Annotated in this window: 15 protein-coding genes; 8 read left to right on the forward strand and 7 right to left on the reverse strand. The window is 70.7% G+C overall.

Annotated elements, in window-relative coordinates:
* Positions 1 to 372: 372 nt before the first annotated feature.
* The gene (ald, locus tag EWH70_RS26945) at positions 373 to 1485 is read right to left on the reverse strand and encodes an alanine dehydrogenase (RefSeq protein WP_130478323.1); all 1113 of its coding nucleotides are present in this window, start codon (positions 1483 to 1485) and stop codon (positions 373 to 375) included.
* Positions 1486 to 1618: 133 nt separating this feature from the next.
* A complete protein-coding gene (locus tag EWH70_RS26950) occupies positions 1619 to 3160 on the reverse strand; it encodes a PucR family transcriptional regulator (RefSeq protein WP_130478324.1) in 1542 nt (513 codons plus the stop codon).
* Between the two features lie 89 nt (positions 3161 to 3249).
* On the opposite strand from EWH70_RS26950, the gene EWH70_RS26955 reads away from it, so the two are divergent.
* Positions 3250 to 3639, forward strand: coding sequence for a VOC family protein (locus EWH70_RS26955; RefSeq protein ID WP_130478325.1), 390 nt, complete (start codon positions 3250 to 3252; stop codon positions 3637 to 3639).
* Here the strand turns inward: EWH70_RS26955 and EWH70_RS26960 are convergent.
* The 4 genes from EWH70_RS26960 to EWH70_RS26975 form a co-directional block, all read right to left on the reverse strand.
* Positions 3590 to 4144: a hypothetical protein gene (locus EWH70_RS26960; RefSeq protein WP_205669277.1), complete on the reverse strand. Its 555-nt coding sequence runs from the start codon at positions 4142 to 4144 to the stop codon at positions 3590 to 3592. The genes EWH70_RS26955 and EWH70_RS26960 overlap by 50 nt on opposite strands.
* 67 nt (positions 4145 to 4211) lie before the next feature.
* A complete protein-coding gene (locus EWH70_RS26965; protein ID WP_130478326.1) occupies positions 4212 to 4883 on the reverse strand; it encodes an ankyrin repeat domain-containing protein in 672 nt (223 codons plus the stop codon).
* Positions 4883 to 5374, reverse strand: coding sequence for a hypothetical protein (locus EWH70_RS26970; RefSeq protein ID WP_130478327.1), 492 nt, complete (start codon positions 5372 to 5374; stop codon positions 4883 to 4885). The genes EWH70_RS26965 and EWH70_RS26970 overlap by 1 nt, the downstream gene beginning before the upstream one ends.
* 47 nt (positions 5375 to 5421) lie before the next feature.
* Positions 5422 to 6006, reverse strand: coding sequence for an SACE_7040 family transcriptional regulator (locus tag EWH70_RS26975; protein ID WP_130478328.1), 585 nt, complete (start codon positions 6004 to 6006; stop codon positions 5422 to 5424).
* A gap of 143 nt (positions 6007 to 6149) precedes the next feature.
* Between EWH70_RS26975 and EWH70_RS26980 the strand changes: the two genes are divergently transcribed.
* The 4 genes from EWH70_RS26980 to EWH70_RS26995 all read left to right on the forward strand — a co-directional run bounded on the left by EWH70_RS26980 (position 6150) and on the right by EWH70_RS26995 (position 12044).
* Positions 6150 to 6956 (forward strand): SGNH/GDSL hydrolase family protein, encoded by an 807-nt coding sequence (locus tag EWH70_RS26980; protein WP_130478329.1) that lies wholly within the window; start codon positions 6150 to 6152, stop codon positions 6954 to 6956.
* A gap of 347 nt (positions 6957 to 7303) precedes the next feature.
* On the forward strand, positions 7304 to 8917 hold the full coding sequence (locus EWH70_RS26985) for a carboxyl transferase domain-containing protein (protein ID WP_130478330.1): 1614 nt from the start codon (positions 7304 to 7306) through the stop codon (positions 8915 to 8917).
* A gap of 5 nt (positions 8918 to 8922) precedes the next feature.
* Complete coding sequence (locus EWH70_RS26990) at positions 8923 to 10893, forward strand: acetyl/propionyl/methylcrotonyl-CoA carboxylase subunit alpha (RefSeq protein WP_130478331.1); 1971 nt, start codon at positions 8923 to 8925, stop codon at positions 10891 to 10893.
* Positions 10890 to 12044 carry an acyl-CoA dehydrogenase family protein gene (locus EWH70_RS26995; protein WP_130478332.1) on the forward strand — a complete coding sequence of 385 codons (1155 nt, stop codon included), beginning with the start codon at positions 10890 to 10892 and terminating at the stop codon, positions 12042 to 12044. The genes EWH70_RS26990 and EWH70_RS26995 overlap by 4 nt, the downstream gene beginning before the upstream one ends.
* Here the strand turns inward: EWH70_RS26995 and EWH70_RS27000 are convergent.
* Entirely contained in the window at positions 12016 to 14274 is a 2259-nt protein-coding gene (locus EWH70_RS27000; protein ID WP_130478333.1) for an AfsR/SARP family transcriptional regulator, read from the reverse strand. The two genes, EWH70_RS26995 and EWH70_RS27000, sit on opposite strands and share 29 nt — an antisense overlap.
* Before the next feature lie 48 nt (positions 14275 to 14322).
* Between EWH70_RS27000 and EWH70_RS27005 the strand changes: the two genes are divergently transcribed.
* The 3 genes from EWH70_RS27005 (at position 14323) to EWH70_RS27015 (ending at position 19843) form a co-directional block, all read left to right on the forward strand.
* Complete coding sequence (locus tag EWH70_RS27005) at positions 14323 to 14847, forward strand: GNAT family N-acetyltransferase (RefSeq protein ID WP_130478334.1); 525 nt, start codon at positions 14323 to 14325, stop codon at positions 14845 to 14847.
* A gap of 550 nt (positions 14848 to 15397) precedes the next feature.
* Positions 15398 to 16459 (forward strand): alpha/beta fold hydrolase, encoded by a 1062-nt coding sequence (locus EWH70_RS27010; protein ID WP_130478335.1) that lies wholly within the window; start codon positions 15398 to 15400, stop codon positions 16457 to 16459.
* Between the two features lie 78 nt (positions 16460 to 16537).
* On the forward strand, positions 16538 to 19843 hold the full coding sequence (locus EWH70_RS27015; RefSeq protein ID WP_130478336.1) for a S8 family serine peptidase: 3306 nt from the start codon (positions 16538 to 16540) through the stop codon (positions 19841 to 19843).
* Positions 19844 to 19886 lie beyond the last annotated feature (43 nt).

Genomic DNA, 19886 nt, shown 5'->3' on the forward strand with positions numbered 1-19886 from the left:
GGTCGCGGCGCGGCGAGGCACGCCGGCGCGGGAAGCGACGTTCGTCACGCTCCGCTGTGAAAACCCTCCTGTGGGACCACGGGGGAAACGGGTGGTTTTCCGTTGAACCCCCAGGTCAGGGCGTAGTTGTTGAAGCAGTAACTAGATTAAGCGCGGATTCGTGGACAACTATTTGTCGCAACTTGGGCACCCTGGCGAGCGAACTCGGCCAAAGTTGCCTAAGCTATGTGGTGGCGGCCCGCTCCCAGTGACCCCCAGGCTGGTTGAGCGGGCCGCCCTTTTGTGTCCGTCGCCCGGACCCCACAAGCACGTGGAGGCCACCTTCACTACGTCAGACGTAGTGAAGGTGGCCTTCACGTGCTTGGCGCCGGGCTAGAGCACCTCGGACAGCGGGGTGTGGGTCAGGCCGTGGGCGACGGCGACCGGCTCGTTGGTCAGCGCGCCCGCGTGCGTGTTGAGGCCCTTCGCCAGGCTCTCGTCCGCGGTCAGCGCCGCGTTCCAGCCCTTGTCCGCCAGCGCCACGGCGTAGGGCAGCGTGACGTTGGTTAGCGCGTAGGTCGACGTCCTCGGTACCGCGCCCGGCATGTTCGCCACGCAGTAGAACACCGAGTCGTGCACCTGGTAGGTCGGGTCGTCGTGGGTGGTCGGCCGGGTGTCGGCGAAGCAGCCACCCTGGTCGACGGAGATGTCGACCAGCACGCTGCCCGGCTTCATCCGCGAGACCAGGTCGTTGGACACCAGCTTCGGCGCCTTGGCACCCGGCACCAGCACGGCGCCGATCACCAGGTCGGCCTCCAGCACGGCCTGCTCCAGCGACAGCGCGTTGGAGGTCACCGTGCGGATCCGGCCGGCGAAGTCGTTGTCGATCTGCCGCAGCCGGTCGACGTTGGTGTCCAGGATCTCCACGTCCGACCCCATGCCGGCGGCGATCCGCGCGGCGTTCAGGCCGGCCACGCCACCGCCGATGACGACGACCCGCGCCGGGTGCACACCCGGGACGCCGCCGGGCAGTACGCCCCGGCCGCCGCTGGGCTTCATCAGCGCGAACGCGCCGACCTGCGGGGCCAGCCTGCCCGCGACCTCGGACATCGGCGCCAGCAGCGGCAGCGCGCGGTTCGGGGTCTGGACGGTCTCGTAGGCGACGGCCGTGGTGCCCGCGGCCAGCAGCGCCTCGGTCAGCGGCTGGTCGGCGGCCAGGTGCAGGTAGGTGAACAGCACCTGGTCACGGCGAAGGCGCGGGTACTCCTCGGCGATCGGCTCCTTGACCTTGAGAACCATCTCGCCCTCGGCCCAGGTCTCCTCGGCGTTGGCCAGGACCTTGGCACCCGCGGCCAGGTACTCCTCGTCGGTGATGGCGGACCCGGTGCCCGCCCCGGTCTCGACGAACACCTCGTGGCCGCGCTGGGTCAGCTCGTGGACGCCGGCCGGCGTCAGCGCCACCCGGTACTCGTGCTTCTTGATCTCGCGGGGAACGGCGATGCGCATGGCTTTCTCCTGGCCTCCTGTGCCGCTGGGCATTCGGTGTTGTAGCCCACGGTGAACCACTCGGACGGCGGTGTCATCGTTCCACGAGAACAGTATTGGGCACCAAACATCGTCCCGCCAGAACAATGGCTGGTTACGCCCAGCGCAGGGCCACCAGCTGGCTCAGCAGCGCGAGCCGGACGTCGGGATCGTCCAGGTCCAGTGGCGAGAGTTCCTGGATCTTGCGCATCCGGTACCGCAGCGTGTTCGGGTGGATGCGCAGTGCCCTGGCGGCGGCGCGCGGGTCGCCGGGGTGCCGCAGCGACTCGTAGAGCGTCTCGACGTACTCGGTGCCGCCCGCCTCGTCGTGTGCCCGCAGGGTGCCCAGCGGACCTAGCTCGGCGATCTTCGCCGTGGCCGCCGCCGTCGCCGCGCGATGCAGCGTGACGGCCGTCCAGACCTCGTCGAAGTCGAGCACCCGGCCGTCGACGAGGCCAGCTCGGACCAGGCCGAGCGTCTCCTCGGCCTGCGCGCGTGACCGTCCCAGTTCGCTCAGCTCGCCCGGCCCGCCCGCCGCCGCGCGGGTGCGTTCGGACTGCCGCAGCGCCGCCCGCAGTTCCGCCCACGAGCCCGGACCGTCGTCGTCGGGCACCACCGCGTACAGCAGCCCGCCCAGCTCGGTGACCACCGGGCGCCTGCCGACGCCCTGCGAGATGCGTTCCTCCAGGGTCAGCCGCAGCCCCTCGGCGCCGGCCGGGTCGCTGGCCGGGACGTCGATGACCACCACCCGGTGGGGCTCGTCGGACAGCTCCAGCTCGGCGGCCGCCCGCCGCGGGCCGACCCGCCCGTCGAGCAGGGCCCGCAGCAGCTCGGCGCTGGCCCGCCTGCGGCCGTCGGCGTGGGCCCGCCTGCGCAGCAGATGCAGTGCGACGACCGGAGCGGCGTCGGCGAACGCGGCGGACCGCTCGTCGGACACCGGGCCGGCAACCACCGCCCACATCGACCCGAGCAGCTCACCGCCCATCCGGATCGGCACGATCAGCCGCGGCAGCGTGCCGTCCTTCTGCGCGGGCACGAAGATCGTCTGCCTGCCCCTGGACAGGTCGCGGAACACGCCCCGCGAGCGGAAGCGGGCCAGCACGTCGTCCGGGATGCGCCTGCCCATGATCGTCGACACCCTGGCCGGGTCGGTCAGGTCCTGCCGCGCCGAGTAGGCCAGCACCCGGGAGTTGGTGTCCTCGATGGTGACCGGGGCGTCCACGACCGACGCCACCGCGTCGGCCAGCCGGAACAGGTCGCCCGCGCTGGGATCGCCGCCGGACTCCAGCGACTCGGTCTCGTCGGCGATGGCGTCGAGCACCGTGCGCAACAGCCACACCAGCTGGGCCCACGACGTCGCGGCCCGCACCTCGACCAGCCCAATGCCCGCGGAACCGGCGGCCCTGCGGACGGCGGGCTTGTTCGCCAGCGGCGGTTTGAGCAGTACCGCGGCCGCGCCCTTGGCCGCGCAGTGGCGGACCAGCTCGACCGCTCCGGCGGCGTCGCCGACGGACACCGCGAGGACGAGATCGCCGGCCGACACCCCGCCGGGCTCGGCGATCACGACGTCGGCGACCGCCGGGCAGTCCTCCGGTAGGGACAGTGCGTGCAGCAGGGTCGGCCCCATCCGGTCGACGACGCTGCGCACGGAGACCACGGCTCAGCGCTCACGCTTGCCGTCCACCATGGAGCGAGCCTACACTCCAGTCTCGTTATATCCAGGGTGGATATATCAGGGAGGCCGCGATGGCGATTCAGGGCGTCAACAAGATCGTGATAGGTGTGACCGACCAGGACCGGGCAGTGAAATTCTGGACGGAGACCGTCGGCTTCACCGTGACCACGGACGCGCCCTACGGCGAGGGAATCCGGTGGATCGAGGTCACCTCGGCCGACGGCGCCGTCGCCATCGTGCTCAGCCCGAACCCGGCGGACCGCAGGCACTTCGAGGTCGCCGACGAGCTGCCGACGGCCAACTTCTTCTTCTACGCCGACGACATCGAGCAGACCTACCGCGAGCTGTCGGAGAAGGGCGTCGACTTTCCTGCGCCGCCCGCGAAGCAGCCGTGGGGCTGGTGGGCGATGTTCACCGACTCCGAGGGGAACCGCTTCGCGCTGCAGCAACGGGAGCGGTAGCCAGCCGCCAGGTCAGCCGGCGGCCCGGCTTGAACACCGACAGCACGGTCGCCACCAGCAGCAGGGTGATGCCGGCCGCCATCGCGTTGACGAAGATCAGCGCCTCGGTGCCGGGCAGCTGACCCCGCGCCGCGGCCTCGCCGATCGCGGCGAACTTCGGGACCACCGAGAGGTTGCCGCCGATCAGCAGTGCCAGCGAGATGACCAGCTTCACGACGATCCACGGATACCGCAGCAGGCCCCACTTCGTGCCGAGGCTCAACGCCAGCCCGCTGACCACCGCGAGCAGGCTCAGCGGCAGGTAGAACACGGACCCGAGCAGTCCCGCGGTCACGTACGCGCTACGCACCAGCTCGGGGTCGGCACCGGTCTGGCCGAGCACGCCGAGCGTCAGCAGGCACGCCTCCACCCCGATCCAGCCGACCGACGTGACCACGTGCAGCAGCAGCACCCACTTGCGGGCGGGCGGACTCAGCCGCCTGCCCCGATTCCCCGCTGTTCCCATGCCGCAAGGATCGCCGCGACGGCCTCGTCACGTCGTCGTGTCCAGGGCGGCACCGGGACGTACGCCCCTAGACGTAGTTGCTCTGCCTCGGCATCGGGCCGTGGACGGTCGCCGTGCCACCCGCTCGCAGCCGGTAGTGGTGGTAGGACTCGACGACCCGGCACATCGGCTGCGCGGCGACCTCGAGGTGCAGCAGCCGCAGCCGCCAGCCGCCGTACATGCCGGGGACCGGAACCCACAGCTCCGGATCCTCCAGTTCGGTGAGCACCTCCAGCTGCGGCATCCGCATGCCGGCGTCCCGCCACACCTCGCCGAAGCCGCTGTCCTCGGTGATCAGGGTCTCCAGCCCTTGCTGGAGCGCGGTGAGGATCTTGGTCGGCACGGCGTGCCGCAGCGGCGGTTTGAGCGCGTCGATGAGGTGGTCGTGGCGGAAGCGGGAGGCCAGGTCGATGGGCCGGTCACCGTTGTTGTCGCGGATCGCGCGGAAACCGCCTGCCCGCACGAGTCGTTCCACCACCGCGACCGGTGCGCCGTGGTAGGCGGCCTGGTGCAGCACGGTGTAGCCGCTGCGCCCGCCGAGCCGGGTGGCGTTGGGCCCGCCCTCGTCGCGGCGCAGATGGGTGAAGACACCCTCCCAGTCGCCGGAGAAGGCGGCCTGCGAGAGTGCGTTGCGCTGCTCGACGTCGGATTCGAACAACGAGGACGGGTCCGTGATGCCGTCCCAGACCGCGTACGCCATCAGTCCGCCATCGCCTCGGAGATCCAGCCGGGAACGGGCAGGTCCCGGCTGAGGCACTCACTGGACAAGCGGATTGTCCAGCGCAGCGCCTGCAGCACGAGCGTCGAGACCTCGTGCGGGGCCGCGCTGGCCAGCGCGATCTCCAGTTGTTCCTGGGCTGCCTCGGTGTTGCCGTGTACCTCGGCCAGCAGGGTGCGTACCGCGGTCCGCACCGGCGGGTCGGCCTGGTCGATCGAGACCTCCTCGCCACTCTCGTCGAAGACCTGGACCTTGACCGGCGCCTGACCGCCGTCGCTGAGCGTGGACACCATCGCGCTGCACTCGCCGAACAGCAGCAGCATCAGTTCCCTGGTCTCCGGCCCCGGCTCGCCGCCGGCCGGCGCCAGTTCGTCGAGTGCGTCGACGTCGGCGCCGAAGCGCACCGCCACCAGGGCACGCTGCGCCTTCTCGACAAGCCTGTGGCGCTCGTCCTCGCTCCAGTCGGGCTGCACGTGCCTATCAAACACCAGCGGCGGCTGGTTCGGGGACCGGTTCGTGATCAGCGGGCCGCGCGCAGTGCTCCCATTGCCAGTAGCCGCAGCAGTTCGGCGAGTTCACCGTCGGGCAGGTAACGGTTGTGCGGCGTCGAGTTGATCAGGCCGAACACCGCGTGTGCCGCCGAGCGGGCGTGGGTCTCGCCGACCTCGGGCACGGCCGCCCGGATCGCGTCCACCCAGACCTCGACGTACTGCCGCTGCAGCGCGCGGACCTGTTTGCGGTCGGCGTCGGTGAGGTTGGCGAGGTTGCGTTCCTGCACGGTGATCAACGCGGGGTGTTCCAGCGCGAAGTCGACGTGGAAGCGCACGAGTTCGCCCAGCACCTCGTCCGGAGTGCCCTGTGCCCTGGCCTTGCCGCCGTCGAGCAGGTACCGGCTGATCGAGCCGAGCATCTCGCCCAGCATCGCGTCCTTGCTGCGGAAGTGCCGGTACAGCGCGGGACCGGAGATGCCGACCGCGGCACCGATGTCGTCGATGCCGACGCCGTGGAAGCCGTGCCTGGCGAACAACTCGGCCGCGGCGGCGAGAATCTGCTCCTTGCGGCCGGCCTTGTCACCGTTGACGAGCGGGGTCGATGAGGGCGGCATCCGGCCATGGTAGACGACGGAGGTTAGCGATCGCTAACTTCGCGGCCTTCGATGTGGGCCAGTCGGGTGCGCCAGCTTCCGTGGGCGAAATGTGCCTGGTAATGATTTTCGTACTGGTATGGGGGCTCACGAAGGAGTGACCGATGGTCGCGCACGCCAGGAAATCCACCCTGTCCCTGCTCCGAGCGTTCGCGGTCGTCGTGGCCGCCGCCTTCGGACTTCTCGGTCTGGCCGTTCCCGCTTCGGCGGCCGCCACCAACTACGTCGCGCTCGGCGACTCGTACTCGTCCGGTCTCGGCGCCGGGTCCTACGGCAACTCCGGTGCGTGCAAGCGCAGCAGCAACGCCTACCCGGAACTGTGGGCGAAGGCGCACTCGGCGACGTTGAGCTTCCTGGCCTGCTCCGGTGCGCGTACCGGTGACGTGCTGAACCAGCTCAACAACGTGTCCTCCTCGGCCACGATGGTGACCGTGTCGGTCGGCGGCAACGACGCCGGCTTCGCCGACGTGATGGCCGACTGCACGCTCGGGTCCGACTCGGCCTGCGTGAACCGGGTCAACGAGGCGAAGAACTACGCCAACAACACGCTGCCCGGCCTGCTCAACGGCGTGTACAGCAAGATCAAGCAGAAGGCGCCGAACGCGAAGGTGTACGTGCTCGGGTACCCACGGTTCTACAAGGTGCCCGGCTCGTGCAACGTGGGGCTGAGCGACACCAAGCGGGCGGCCATCAACTCCGGCGCGGACACCCTGGCGTCGGTCACCTCGGCGCGTGCCCGCGCGGCCGGCTTCACCTTCGTCGACGTGCGCGGTGTCTTCACCGGGCACGAGATCTGCTCTGCCGACTGGTGGCTGAAGAGCCTGAGCTGGCCGGTCGAGGAGTCCTACCACCCGAACGTCAACGGGCAGCGCCTCGGCTACCTGGCCGCGTTGAACTCCGCGACGGGCTGACCCGCGGCTCAAAGCACGTGAAGGCCACCTTCATCACATGAGACGACAGAAACTCGGCCTTCATCCGGACAGCGGGCTATCCGCCCACGTGTCCGCGGCAAGCATGCCGTGAAGGGGGCACTCACGGCATGAGACGCCGTGAAGGCCCCCTTCACGGCATCGAGGCCACCACACCAGCCCCACCAGTCACACCCGTAAGGCAGCGCCTGACAACCGACTTTGCCGGAGCCGTGACGTCACACGTGGTGAAGGTGGCCTTCACGTGCTTGGGGCTCCACTGGACAGGGCAGGTTAGAGGACGTTAACCTGAGAGGCGAGGTTAACGCCTGCTAACTTGACGGGGAGCCATGGACACGCCGGTGCTGGGCAGTGCTGCCGACCCGCGGAGCGAGCAGTTCGCCCGCTACACCACCGAACACACCGAGCTCGTCGCCGACCTGCGCAAACGCATCGGCCAGGCGCGGCTCGGCGGCCCGGAGAAGGCCCGTACCCGGCACGTCGAGCGCGGCAAGCTGCTGCCGCGTGACCGGGTCGACGCGCTGCTCGACCCGGGTTCGCCGTTCCTGGAACTGTCCCCGCTGGCGGCAACCGGACTCTACGACGACGAGGCGCCGGCCGCCGGAATCATCACCGGAGTGGGGCGGGTGTCCGGCCGCGAGTGCGTCGTGGTGGCCAACGATGCCACGGTCAAGGGCGGCACCTACTACCCGATGACGGTCAAGAAGCACCTCCGCGCGCAGGAGGTGGCGCTGCACAACAACCTGCCGTGCGTCTACCTCGTCGACTCCGGCGGCGCGTTCCTGCCCCGCCAGGACGAGGTGTTCCCCGACCGCGAGCACTTCGGCCGCATCTTCTACAACCAGGCGACGATGTCCGCCCGCGGCATCCCGCAGATCGCCGCCGTGCTCGGTTCGTGCACGGCGGGCGGCGCGTACGTCCCGGCGATGAGCGACGAGGCGGTGATCGTCCGCAACCAGGGCACGATCTTCCTCGGCGGCCCGCCGCTGGTGAAGGCCGCGACCGGCGAGGTCGTCACCGCGGAGGAACTGGGTGGCGGCGACGTGCACGCCCGCCAGTCCGGCGTCACCGACCACCTGGCCGCCGACGACGCCCACGCGCTGCGGATGGTTCGCTCGATCGTGTCGACGCTCGGCCCGCGCGCGCCGCGCCCGTGGGACGTCCGCCCGGTCGAGGAACCGGCGGTGGACCCCACGGAGCTGTACGGCGTCGTCCCGACCGACCCGCGGACCCCGTACGACGTGCGCGAGGTCATCGCCCGCATCGTCGACGGCAGCCGGTTCGCCGAGTTCAAGAAGGAGTACGGCGCCACGCTGGTGACCGGCTTCGCCCACGTCCACGGTCACCCAGTCGGCATCATCGCCAACAACGGCGTGCTGTTCGCCGAGTCGGCCATGAAGGGCGCCCACTTCATCGAGCTGTGCGACAAGCGGTCCATCCCGCTGCTGTTCCTGCAGAACATCACCGGCTTCATGGTCGGCCGCGCCTACGAGGCCGGCGGCATCGCCAAGCACGGCGCGAAGATGGTCACCGCGGTCGCCTGCGCCAGGGTGCCGAAGCTGACGGTCATCGTCGGCGGCTCGTTCGGTGCCGGGAACTACTCGATGTGCGGCAGGGCGTACTCGCCGCGCTTCCTCTGGATGTGGCCCAACGCCCGGATCTCGGTCATGGGCGGGGAGCAGGCCGCCTCCGTGTTGTCGACCGTCCGGCGTGACGCCATCGAGAGCCGCGGCGGCCAGTGGCCCGCCGACGAGGAGGAGGCGTTCAAGGACCCGATCCGCGCGCAGTACGAGGAACAGGGCAGCCCCTACTACTCGACCGCGCGGCTGTGGGACGACGGCGTGATCGACCCCGCCGACACGCGCACGGTCGTCGGCCTCGCGCTCTCCGCGGCGGCGAACGCACCACTCGAACCGGTTTCCTACGGCGTCTTCCGGATGTGATGAGCATGTTCGACACGGTTCTGGTCGCCAACCGGGGCGAGATCGCCGTCCGGATCATCCGCACCCTGCGGAGCATGGGCATCCGCTCGGTCGCCGTCTACAGCGACGCCGACGCCGACGCGCGGCACGTCCACGAGGCCGACGTGGCCGTCCACATCGGACCCACCGAGGCCGCCCGCAGCTACCTGAACGCGGCCTCCATCGTCCGGGCGGCCGTCGAGACGGGCGCGCAGGCGGTGCATCCCGGCTACGGCTTCCTTGCGGAGAACACCGGCTTCGCACACGCCTGCGCCGAAGCCGGGCTGGTGTTCATCGGACCGCCCGCGTCGGCCATCGAGGCCATGGGCGACAAGATCCAGGCCAAGCGCACGGTGTCCGCCGCCGGTGTCCCGGTGGTGCCCGGAACGTCCGATGTGGACTTCCCGAGGGAGAAGATCGCCGACGCGGCGGCCGAGGTCGGTTACCCGTTGCTGCTCAAGCCGTCCGCAGGCGGTGGCGGCAAGGGAATGCGGCTGGTCACCGCCCCGGCCGAGCTGGCGGCCGCCGTCGAGTCGGCCCGCCGGGAGGCGGCGTCCTCGTTCGGCGACGACACGCTGCTGCTGGAGCGGTTCGTCACCACGCCGCGGCACATCGAGATCCAGGTGCTCGCCGACGCCCACGGCAACGTCATCCACCTCGGCGAGCGCGAGTGCAGCCTGCAGCGGCGGCACCAGAAGATCGTCGAGGAAGCCCCGTCGGTCCTGCTCGACGAAGCCACCCGGCAGCGCATGGGGGCCGCCGCCGTCGAGGCCGCGCGGTCGGTCGGCTACACCGGTGCGGGCACCGTGGAGTTCATCGTGTCGGCCACCAGTGCCGACGAGTTCTTCTTCATGGAGATGAACACCCGCCTGCAGGTCGAGCACCCGGTGACCGAGCTGGTCACCGGTCTCGACCTGGTGGAGTGGCAGGTCCGGGTCGCCGCGGGCGAGCCACTCACGATCACGCAGGACGACGTCACGCTGACCGGGCACGCCGTCGAGGCCCGGGTCTACGCCGAGGACCCCGCTCGCGGGTTCATCCCGACCGGCGGCACCGTGCTCGCCGTGCACGAGCCGTCGGGTGAGGGCGTGCGGGTCGACTCCTGGATGACCGAGGGCACCGTGGTCGGGTCCAGCTACGACCCGATGCTGGCGAAGGTCATCGCATGGGGGCCGGACCGGGCCGCCGCACTGCACCGGCTCGACCTCGCGCTCGCCGGGACCGCGCTTCCCGGCGTCGGCACGAACGTGACGTTCCTGCGTGCGTTGCTGGCCGACGACGAGGTCCGCGCCGGCCGGATGGACACCGAGCTGGTCGAACGCCGCCTCGCCGACCTGGTCTCCGCGGACGTGCCGGAGGAGTTCTTCGTCGCGGCCGCGCTGGACCGGCTCATCGGACTGTGGCCGACCGGGTCCACAGTGGACCCGTGGGACGTTCCGACCGGCTGGCGGCTGGGCGGGCAGAGTGGCGTGACGTTCCGGCTGCGGTGCGGGGACACCGAGGCGCTGGTGCGGATCGAGGGCACGCCGGAGGCGGCGACGGTCAGCATCGACGGCGGCGAACCCGTCGCCGTGTCGGCCCGCAGGCGCGACGGTCTGCTGGAGCTGCGGCATGCCGGTCAGCTGCACCGGTACCACCGGATCGGCGACTGGCTGGCCCGCGACGGCCACTGCCTGCAGGTCGTGGAACGGCCGCAGGTCCAGCTCGCCCACGGCGACGCCGCCGAGGCGGGACCGGTGACCAGCCCCATGCCCGGCACCGTGCTGGTGGTGAAGGCAGCCGCGGGGGAGCGGGTGAGCGCGGGAGCCCCGCTGCTGGTCGTCGAGGCGATGAAGATGGAACACACGATCACCGCGCCCATCGACGGCGTGGTGAGCGAACTGCGTGTCCAGGCCGGCCAACAGGTCGCGCTGGACGAGACCCTTGCCGTGGTGACCCCGCAGGAGGACGGGCAATGATCGATTTCCGGTTGGACGAGGAGTACGAGGCACTGCGCAAGACCGTCCAGGACTTCGCGCAGTCCGAGGTGGCGCCCGTCATCGGCGGGTTCTACGAGCGGGAGGAGTTCCCGTACGACATCATCGCGCGGATGGCCTCCATGGGCCTGTTCGGACTGCCGATCTCCGAGGAGTACGGCGGTATGGGCGGTGACTACTTCGCGCTGTGCCTGGCGCTGGAGGAACTGGCCAGGGTCGACTCGTCGGTCGCCATCACGCTGGAGGCGGGCGTTTCCCTGGGCTCCATGCCGATCTACCGGTTCGGCTCGGCCGAGCAGAAGCAGCGGTGGCTGCCGGAGCTGGCCGCGGGCACCGCACTGGGCGCGTTCGGGCTGACCGAACCCGGCGGCGGGTCCGACGCCGGTGCCACCCGCACCACGGCGAAACTCGTCGACGGTGAGTGGGTGATCAACGGCAGCAAGTCGTTCATCACCAACTCCGGCACCGACATCACCAAGCTCGTCACCGTCACCGCGGTCACCGGGCAGAAGCCGGACGGTGGCAAGGAGATCTCCGCGATCATCGTGCCGTCCGGCACGCCCGGGTTCACCGTGGCGCCGAAGTACTCCAAGGTCGGCTGGAACGCCTCCGACACGCACGAGCTGGCGTTCGACGACTGCCGCGTCCCCGAGGAGAACCTGGTCGGCGAGCGCGGCCGCGGGTACGCGCAGTTCCTGTCCATTCTGGACGAAGGCAGGGTCGCCATCGCGGCACTGGGCGTCGGGCTGGCCCAGGGCTGCGTGGACGAGTGCCTGCGGTATGTCGGCGAGCGTGAGGCGTTCGGCAACAAGATCGGTGCCTACCAGGCGATCCAGTTCAAGATCGCGGACATGGAGACCAGGGCGCACACCGCCCGGCTGGCCTACTACGCGGCCGCCGCGAAGATGCTGCGGGGCGAGCCGTTCAAGCGGGAGGCCGCGATCGCCAAGCTCGTGTCGTCCAACGCCGCCATGGACAACGCCCGCGAGGCGACGCAGATCTTCGGCGGCTACGGGTTCATGAACGAGTTCCCGGTCGGCCGGTTCTACCGTGACGCCAAGATCCTGGAGATCGGCGAGGGCACCAGCGAGGTCCAGCGCATGCTCATCGCGCGGGAGCTGGGGCTGCGCTAGCCCGGCGGAGCTCGATGACGTCCAGCGCGTGCAGCGTCGCCGCCACGTCGACGTCCTGGCGCGCTTCGCGGAACAGCCGCAGCGCTTCGGTGTGGCAGGCCGCGGCCGCCTCGTAGTCGTACAGCCAGGTGCACAGCACGCCGAGGTCGTTGCAGGTCCGGGCCTGGCTGGTCAGCGGGTCGCCCGGCCACGGGAGCGGCTTGGCCAGCATGCGGCCGACGACGTGCTCGCGGCGGAACCGCTCGGGCAGCTCCGGCCAGGGAGTCCGGGGTTCGGGTCCCACGTTGGCCCACGGCGGTGGCCCGATGCTGGAGTTGACGATGCTCAGCCGTTCCCGCTCCCGCCAGGCCAGTGCGTCGGCCGCCGAGGCGAACTCGCTCGGGACGATCCCGCCGAGCGGGCCGAGCGGCAGTCGCGGCGCCGTGGGGAACAGCGTGTGCCGCACATTCGCCGCGGTGTGCAGGTAGTACCGCAGCGTGCGGCGTTCGGCGGTGACCTGGTCGGCGTCGGGTTCCTCGGCGAGGGCCCGCTCGGTGGCGTAGAGCCGGAGCAGGTCGTGGAAGCGGTACCGGTCGGCCCCGGGCTGCTGCAGCATGTGGACGTCCACGAGCGACGCGAGCAGGCTCCTGGCCCTGTCCGGCGGCAGGTCGGCCATCGCCGCGGCGGCGAGCGAGTCGAAGTCGGCCGACAGGTGCAGGCCGAGCAGGCGGAACAGACGGCGCTCGGCGGCGTCGAGTTGTTGGTAGGAAAGCCCGAACGTCGCCGTGACGTCCACTGTGGACAGCCGTAGTTCGCCGAGCCGCCGCTGCTCGTCCCGCAGCAGGGTGTTCAGTTGCGCCACCTGCCAGGACGGCCGGTGCCGCAGCCTGCCGGCGGCGATCCGGATGGCCAGTGGCAGGTTGCCGCACAGCCGGGCGGCCAGCTCGGCCTCGCCGGGTTCGGCGACGGCCCGTTCGTCGCCGGTGACGTGGACGAACAGGTCCCGTGCGTCGGCGTCCGCGAGGGGACCCAGCGTCATCCGGTGAGCGCCGTCGAGGTCGGCCAGCCGGTGCCTGCTGGTGACCAGGACCAGCGCGTCGCCGGCCGGCAGCAGCGGCCTGACCTGCGCCGGGGTGGCGGCGTTGTCCAGCACGAGCACGCAGCGGCGGGTGGCGGTGCGGGCCCGCCAGAGTTCGGCCATGGCCTGCTCGGAGCCGGGCAACGCCGACCCGGGCACACCGGTCGAGCGCAACGCGGTCTCCAGCAGCTGAGCCGGTTCGGTCGCCCGCTCGCCCGCGGTGTGTGCCCGCAGGTCCAGGGCCAGCTGGATGTCGGGGTAGCGGTCGGCGACCCGGTGCGCGGCGCGCACGGCCAGCGCGGTCTTGCCCGCGCCCGGCATGCCGTCGACGGCCCACACCGCCGAGCCTGCGTTCTCGATGCGGGCGATCTCGGCGTCGCGGCCGGCCAGGAACGGCGTGTCCCTCGGCAGTCCCCGGTACGGCAGGGAGCCCGCCGGTGCGAGCCCGCTGTCGTTGCGCAGGATGCGGAGCTGGAGCTGGCGCAGCGCGGTGCCCGGTTCAAGGCCCTGCCGCTGGACGAGCGTGAGCCGGGCGGTCTGGAAGACCTCCAGCGCCGCGGCCGACTGGCCGCACCGGTGCAGCGCGAGCATGAGCTGCGCGATCAGGCGTTCCCGCAGCGGGCACTCGTCGACCGCGGCGCGCAGCTCGGGTACCAGCTCGGCGTGTCTGCCGAGGTCGAGGTCGGCGGCGAAGCGTTCCTCGCGCACCGTGGACCAGAGGTCGTCCAGCACCGCGGCCTGTGCCTGGGCGAACCGGCCGGGAACGTCGGCGAGCGCCCGGCCGCGCCGCAGGTCCAGTGCGGAATTGAAGTACTCGCGGCCGCGTGCCGGGTCACCGGACGCGACGGCGGCGCGTCCCTGCTCGACGAGCAGGTGGAAGCGGTCGACGTCGAGCTGCCCGGGGTCGACGTCGAACCGGTAACCGCCGGGCTCGGTGGTGATGCGTGCCTCGGGCAGCTGGGCGCGTAGCCGGGAGACGTAGGCGTGCAGCGTGGCCAATGCCGACCGGGGCGGATCGTGGTCCCACACCGAGTCCAGCAGCGTGTCGAACGAGACCGTCCGGCCCGCCCGCAGCAGCAGCGCGACCAGCACGGCCTTCGCTCGCGGGCCGCCGATGGCCACCGGTTCGCCGCGGTGACGTACCTCGACCGGCCCCAGTAACTGAAACCTCATGTGACTCCCCGGCACTGGAGGTGCTCCAGATACTACGATCACGCCTCCGTGACCGATGTGCTGATCCGTCCGGGCCGGGCGGGGGACGAGAAGGTTCTGCTGGACCTGTTCGACGGCGCCGTGCGGTGGCTGGTCGCGCAGGGGCGCGAGGGCCAGTGGGGCAGTGAGCCGTTCACCGGCAATCCACGCAGGGAGGAGCGGATGCGTGGCTTCGTGGCCGGTGGCGGTCTGGTGATCGCCGAGGTCGGCGGGGTCCCGGCGGGCGCGCTGGCGCTGACCGCCACGCCGCCCGCGCACATTCCCGCCGTCGACGAGCCCGAGGTGTACATCGACCTGCTGATCACCTCGCGTGAACTGGCCGGTCACGGCGTCGGCGCGCGGCTGATCGATTACGCCGTGGAGCGGACCCGTGAGCGTGGCGTAGACCTGCTGCGGGTGGACTGCTACGCGGGCGGGGACGGCAAGCTGGTGCGTTACTACGAGGGCCAGGGCTTCCGCCCGACGGAGCGGTTCGACGTCAACGGCTGGATCGGCCAGGTCTTCGAGCGCCGGGTGCTGTCCGCCGTGCCGTGAAGGGGGCCCTCACCGCATCAGACGCCGAGGCCCCGGCAAAGTCGTGGTGGGGCGGGGCAAGGTGGGGACGGTCTCGAGCGCAGAACTCGCGGGCCGGAACGCAGAACTCGCGTGCGTGAGCGCAGAACTCACCATGTGGACCGGGTTCTCACGTGGTGCCGGTCGCCTGCGAGCAGCCCGTTCGCGCGAGTCGTACGTTCTCACGCGCGAGTCGTAGGTTCTCACGCGCGAGTTGTACGTTCCCGCCCGTGCGTGAAGGTGGAGTTCGCGTGCGGGAGGGTGGGACTCGCGTGCAGGAGGGTGGGACTCGCGGGGCCGCGGGGTGAGAGGCGTGTCTCACGCTATGAACTCCACGCTCGTGCACGCGAGTTCTACGTTCCGGTACGCGAGTCCCACCTCCGCGCACGATCCCCGGCCACGGACTCTTGCCGGGACCCTGGCATGAGACGCCGTGACGGCCCCCTCACGGCATCCCCGGGGCGCGAGCCGGGCCGGGTTTTGTGAGCGGGGGACTAAGCTGGCGGTCGGAACTTGGCACGAGGGGGTAGAAATGGCAGCTCCGATCGCGGCCCGGCTGGCGGCAGCCGCGTCGAACGTCGCCGGTAAGGCGCTGCGGGGCGGCGTGGCCGACCTGCGGCCGGTGCCCCGCGTGCTGATCGACCAGGGCCCCAACCGCACCGTCTACCGGATGGCGCCCGGCGCGGTGCCGCCGTCCGGCCCGCCGGTGCTGCTCGTGCCGCCGCTGGCCGCGCCGGCACTGTGCTTCGACCTGCGCCGCGGCTGCAGCCTGGCCGAGCACCTGGTCGACGCCGGACGCCGGACCTACCTGGTCGACTACGGCACGGTGGCCTTCTCCGACCGCAGGCTCGGCGTGGAGCACTGGATCGACGAGGTGCTGCCCAGGGCCATCCGCAAGGTCAGCGAGGACGCCGGCGGGCAGGGGGTGCACCTGGTCGCGTGGTGCCTCGGCGGGATCTTCTCCCTGCTGACCACCGCCGACCAGCCGGATCTGCCGATCGAGTCGATCGCCACCATCGCGGCCCCGGTCGACTTCACCGCGATTCCGCTGGTCGCGCCGTTCCGGCCGCTGATCGACCTCACCAACGGCCACCTGCTCACCCCGATCTACCGGGCGCTCGGCGGCGCGCCGTCCTACATCGTGAGCCGGGTGTTCCGCGCGACCGGGCTCAGCAAGGAGATCACCAAACCGCTGGCCATCCTGCGGAACCTGGACGACCGCGACTACCTGGCCCAGATCGAGGCCGTCGACCACTTCATGGACAACATGGCCGCCTACCCGGGACGCACGTTCGGCCAGCTCTACCACCGGTTCTTCCGGGCGAACGACCTCGCCGAGGGCACCGTCGACCTGGGCGGCCGGGTGATCTCGCTGTCCGGGGTGAAGACGCCGACCCTGGTGGTGGCCGGTGAGACCGACACCATCGCCCCGCAGCTGGCCGTGCGCAGGCTCGTCGACCTGCTGGACAACGCACCGTCGGTGCGGTTCGAGACGGCCCCCGGCGGTCACCTCGGCGTGCTGACCGGGCGCAGGGCCCGCGGCACCACCTGGCGCTACATCGACGAGTTCCTCACCGAGCAGATCGGCACCTGACCCCGGTGTTGCGTCCAGGGCCCCAAGAGCCAAGTGCTGGTAGTGGGGTCCTGGGGGCGACACAGGAGGTGTGGTTTCGTGCGACGAACATCAGCCGGCGTGCTGGCGCTGGCGGTGACGGCCGGGCTGCTCGCGGCGCCGGCGGTCACCGCCGCTCCACCCGAGCCGGCGCCGGACGGTCCGAAGGGGACCGTCACGCTGGTCACCGGTGACAAGGTCGAACTGCGGGGAAATGCGGCTCCTTCGGTGACCCGTGGGCCGGGACGGGAGACCATTCCGCTGCGCGCGACCAAGGAAGGCGGGCGGTGGACGGTGTTGCCGCTGGACGCCGCGAAGCTGGTCGCGCAGGACCGGCTGGACCGGCGGCTGTTCGAGGTCAGCACCCTGCTGGAGTGGGGCTACGGTGACGACAAGCGGGATTCGACACCGTTGATCCTCCAGCGGGAACCGGCCGTCGCCCGGTCGGCGCCCGTGGTGGCGGGCGCCACGGCCACACGGCAGCTGCCCAGCATCGACGCCGTCGTGCTGGACGCCGCCAAGGCCGAGGCACCGGCGTTCTGGTCCGGCGTCGCGCCTGCCGGGGCGGGCACACTGTCCTCGGGCATCACCAAGCTGTGGCTCAACGGCAAACGGGCCATGACCCTGGACCGCAGCGTCGCACAGGTCGGTGCTCCAGCTGCCTGGGCGGGCGGCTGGACCGGCAAACAGGTCGAGGTGGCCGTTCTGGACAGCGGCATCGACGACCAGCATCCGGACCTGGCGGGCAAGGTCGCCGCCAGGAAGAACTTCACCGGCTCGCCGGAACGCGACGAGCACGGTCACGGTACACACGTGGCGTCGACGATCGGTGGTACCGGCGCGGCCTCGGGAGGTAAGTACAAAGGGGTGGCTCCCGACGTCCGCCTGCTCGACGGCAAGGTGTGTGCCTTCATGGCCTGCCAGGAGGACTGGATCCTCGCCGGCATGGAGTGGGCCGCGGTCGAGCGCAAGGCGCCGATCGTCAACATGAGCCTCGGGGGAAGGGACAGGCCAGGAGCCGACCCGTTGGAGTCGGCCGTGGACCGGTTGTCCGCCGAGCACGGCACACTCTTCGTGATCGCCGCGGGTAACGACGGGCTGATCCCGGGCGCGGTGGGTTCTCCAGGCAGCGCGCAGTCGGCCCTCACGGTGGCGGCGGTCGACCGCGAGGACAACACCGCCGACTTCTCCAGCCGCGGTCCGCGAACCGGCGACCGGGGTTTGAAGCCGGACATCTCCGCCCCAGGAGTCGACATCGTCGCGGCGTGGGCACACGGAACGCAGCCCGGTGTTCCGGTGGGGGATCGCTACGTAACGCTGTCCGGGACCTCGATGGCGACTCCGCACGTCGCCGGTGTGGCCGCGTTGTTACGACAGCGCCACCCGGACTGGAACGGCAGCCGGCTGAAGGGCGCGCTGATGTCCTCGGCTGCGCCGAAGGCAGGAGCCTACGAGCAGGGCGCCGGTCGCGTGGATGCCGCCAGGGCCGTGGAACAGCAGGTCACCACGGACGTCGCCGCTGTCGATTTCGGCCTGGCTCGCTGGCCGGATCACCGGATCGACAACCCGGTCCGCAAGGTGACCTACCGCAACGACGGCAGCGCGGCGGCCACACTCGACCTGGCAGTCGGCGGGGCCCCCGCGGCGTTCGCGGTCAGTCCCGCCCGCGTGACGGTGCCTGCGGGGGGCACGGCCGAGGTGACGGTGACGGCCAAGCCCGAGGCTGTGGATTCAGGTGCACACGGTGGACGGCTGGTCGCCACCGCGAACGGTGTCGCGGTGAGTACGCCGGTCGGTTTCGAGAAGGAGAGCGAGAAGTACGACCTCGAACTGATCCATATCGGACGGGACGGTGGTACGCCGGCCGACCACCTGACCTATGTGGACAAGCTGGAGGACTGCGGTTCCCTGCCCTACTGCGGGGACATGACCACCGGTTCCGACGGCCGCACGGTCCTGCGGGTCAGTCCCGGTGACTACGCCGTCACCGAGCACAGCGCCGCCAAGCCCGGGGCGCAGTACGACGCGCTGATGCGGTCGTTGGTCCAGGTGCGCGGCAAGACGACCGTCGTGCTGGACGCGCGGTCGGCCAGGCCGGTCGAGGTGTACGCGCCCAATCCACGAGTTCGTCTGATGTCGTCGCAGGTGGTACTGGTGCGTGACGTCCGGCGTAATGGCAACCTCGTCGCCACAATGCTCGCCGGTGACATCAGGTCGGTGCCGTGGACCGCGGACCTGGACGGCCCGCGCCCGCCGGAGAACGAGGTGTACAGCCGGGTCTACGCGCGCCTGGCGCAGCCGGGGCAGGCCGGTGACTTCACCGACACCCCGTACGAATACAACGCGGTGTCCACGTTGAAGGGCCGGGCCTTCACCGGGCTGCAGTACCGCCCGCGGCAGAGTGATTTCGGGACCGTGCGGACGCGGGTGGCCAGCCCGGGACCGGCCGTGACGTCGGCAAGGCTCGTGCACAGTGCTCAGCACAAGGACGATCCGCTGGCGCTGGTTCTGTTCCCGGACAGCAGCGCTCCGGACGCGAAAGCCGGCAGGGTGCCCTTCGAACGTGACGTGCACTTCCAGGCACGTGATCTTCGCTGGAAGACCGAGCTCGGATTGTTCGACACCGCCGGTAAGCCGCTCGAAAGCATGCTGGACTTCGACCAGGTGTTCACGCCCGGTCAGGTCCGGCGCCAGGACTGGGGCGCGGGTGTGCGCGGCCCGCAGTTCGCTCCGTCGTTCGAGACGCCGAACGGTACCCTCGGCGGCGCGGGGCGCCATGGTGACAAGCTCACTTTCGATGCCCGGATGTTCGGGGACAACGTCCGCAACCACAGCACCTTCCCCGAATCCACAGGTGGTGGCCGACTCTTCCGCAACGGTGAGCTCGTCACCGAGCACGGCCTGGTTTTGTGGCTGGAGACGGAGCTGCCCCCTGAGGAAGCTCACTACCGGTACGAGAAAAAGATGGTCGTTCCATGGGCTGCCGTGTCGCGGGAGGTCGACGTGGTCTGGACCTTCCGGTCCGGGCACACGGACGCCTACCGGGCTCTGCCGGTACGCATCGTGCAGTACACACCGGAACTCGACGGCCGCAATCATGCCCGGCCCGGTCGCGGGTTCACCGTGCCGATCACGCTGCGCACACCGGACGGCGCACAGGCGCCACCGGTGAAGGATTTCGCGATGCGGGTGTCCTTCGACAGTGGGAAGTCGTGGATGCCGGTGCCGGTCGAGCGTCGAGGTGACGGCTGGCAGATCCGGCTGGACAACCCACCCGGCGGTGCGGTGTCGCTGCGGGCCACGGTCGCGGACACGACGGGCAACACGGTGGAACAGACCATCGTCGACGCCTACCGCGTGCGCTGATGCGAGACAGCAGGGCTCTCGTCCCGTTGCCGGGGCGAGAGCC

The organism is Amycolatopsis suaedae (assembly GCF_004214935.1).
GTDB lineage: Bacteria > Actinomycetota > Actinomycetes > Mycobacteriales > Pseudonocardiaceae > Amycolatopsis > Amycolatopsis suaedae.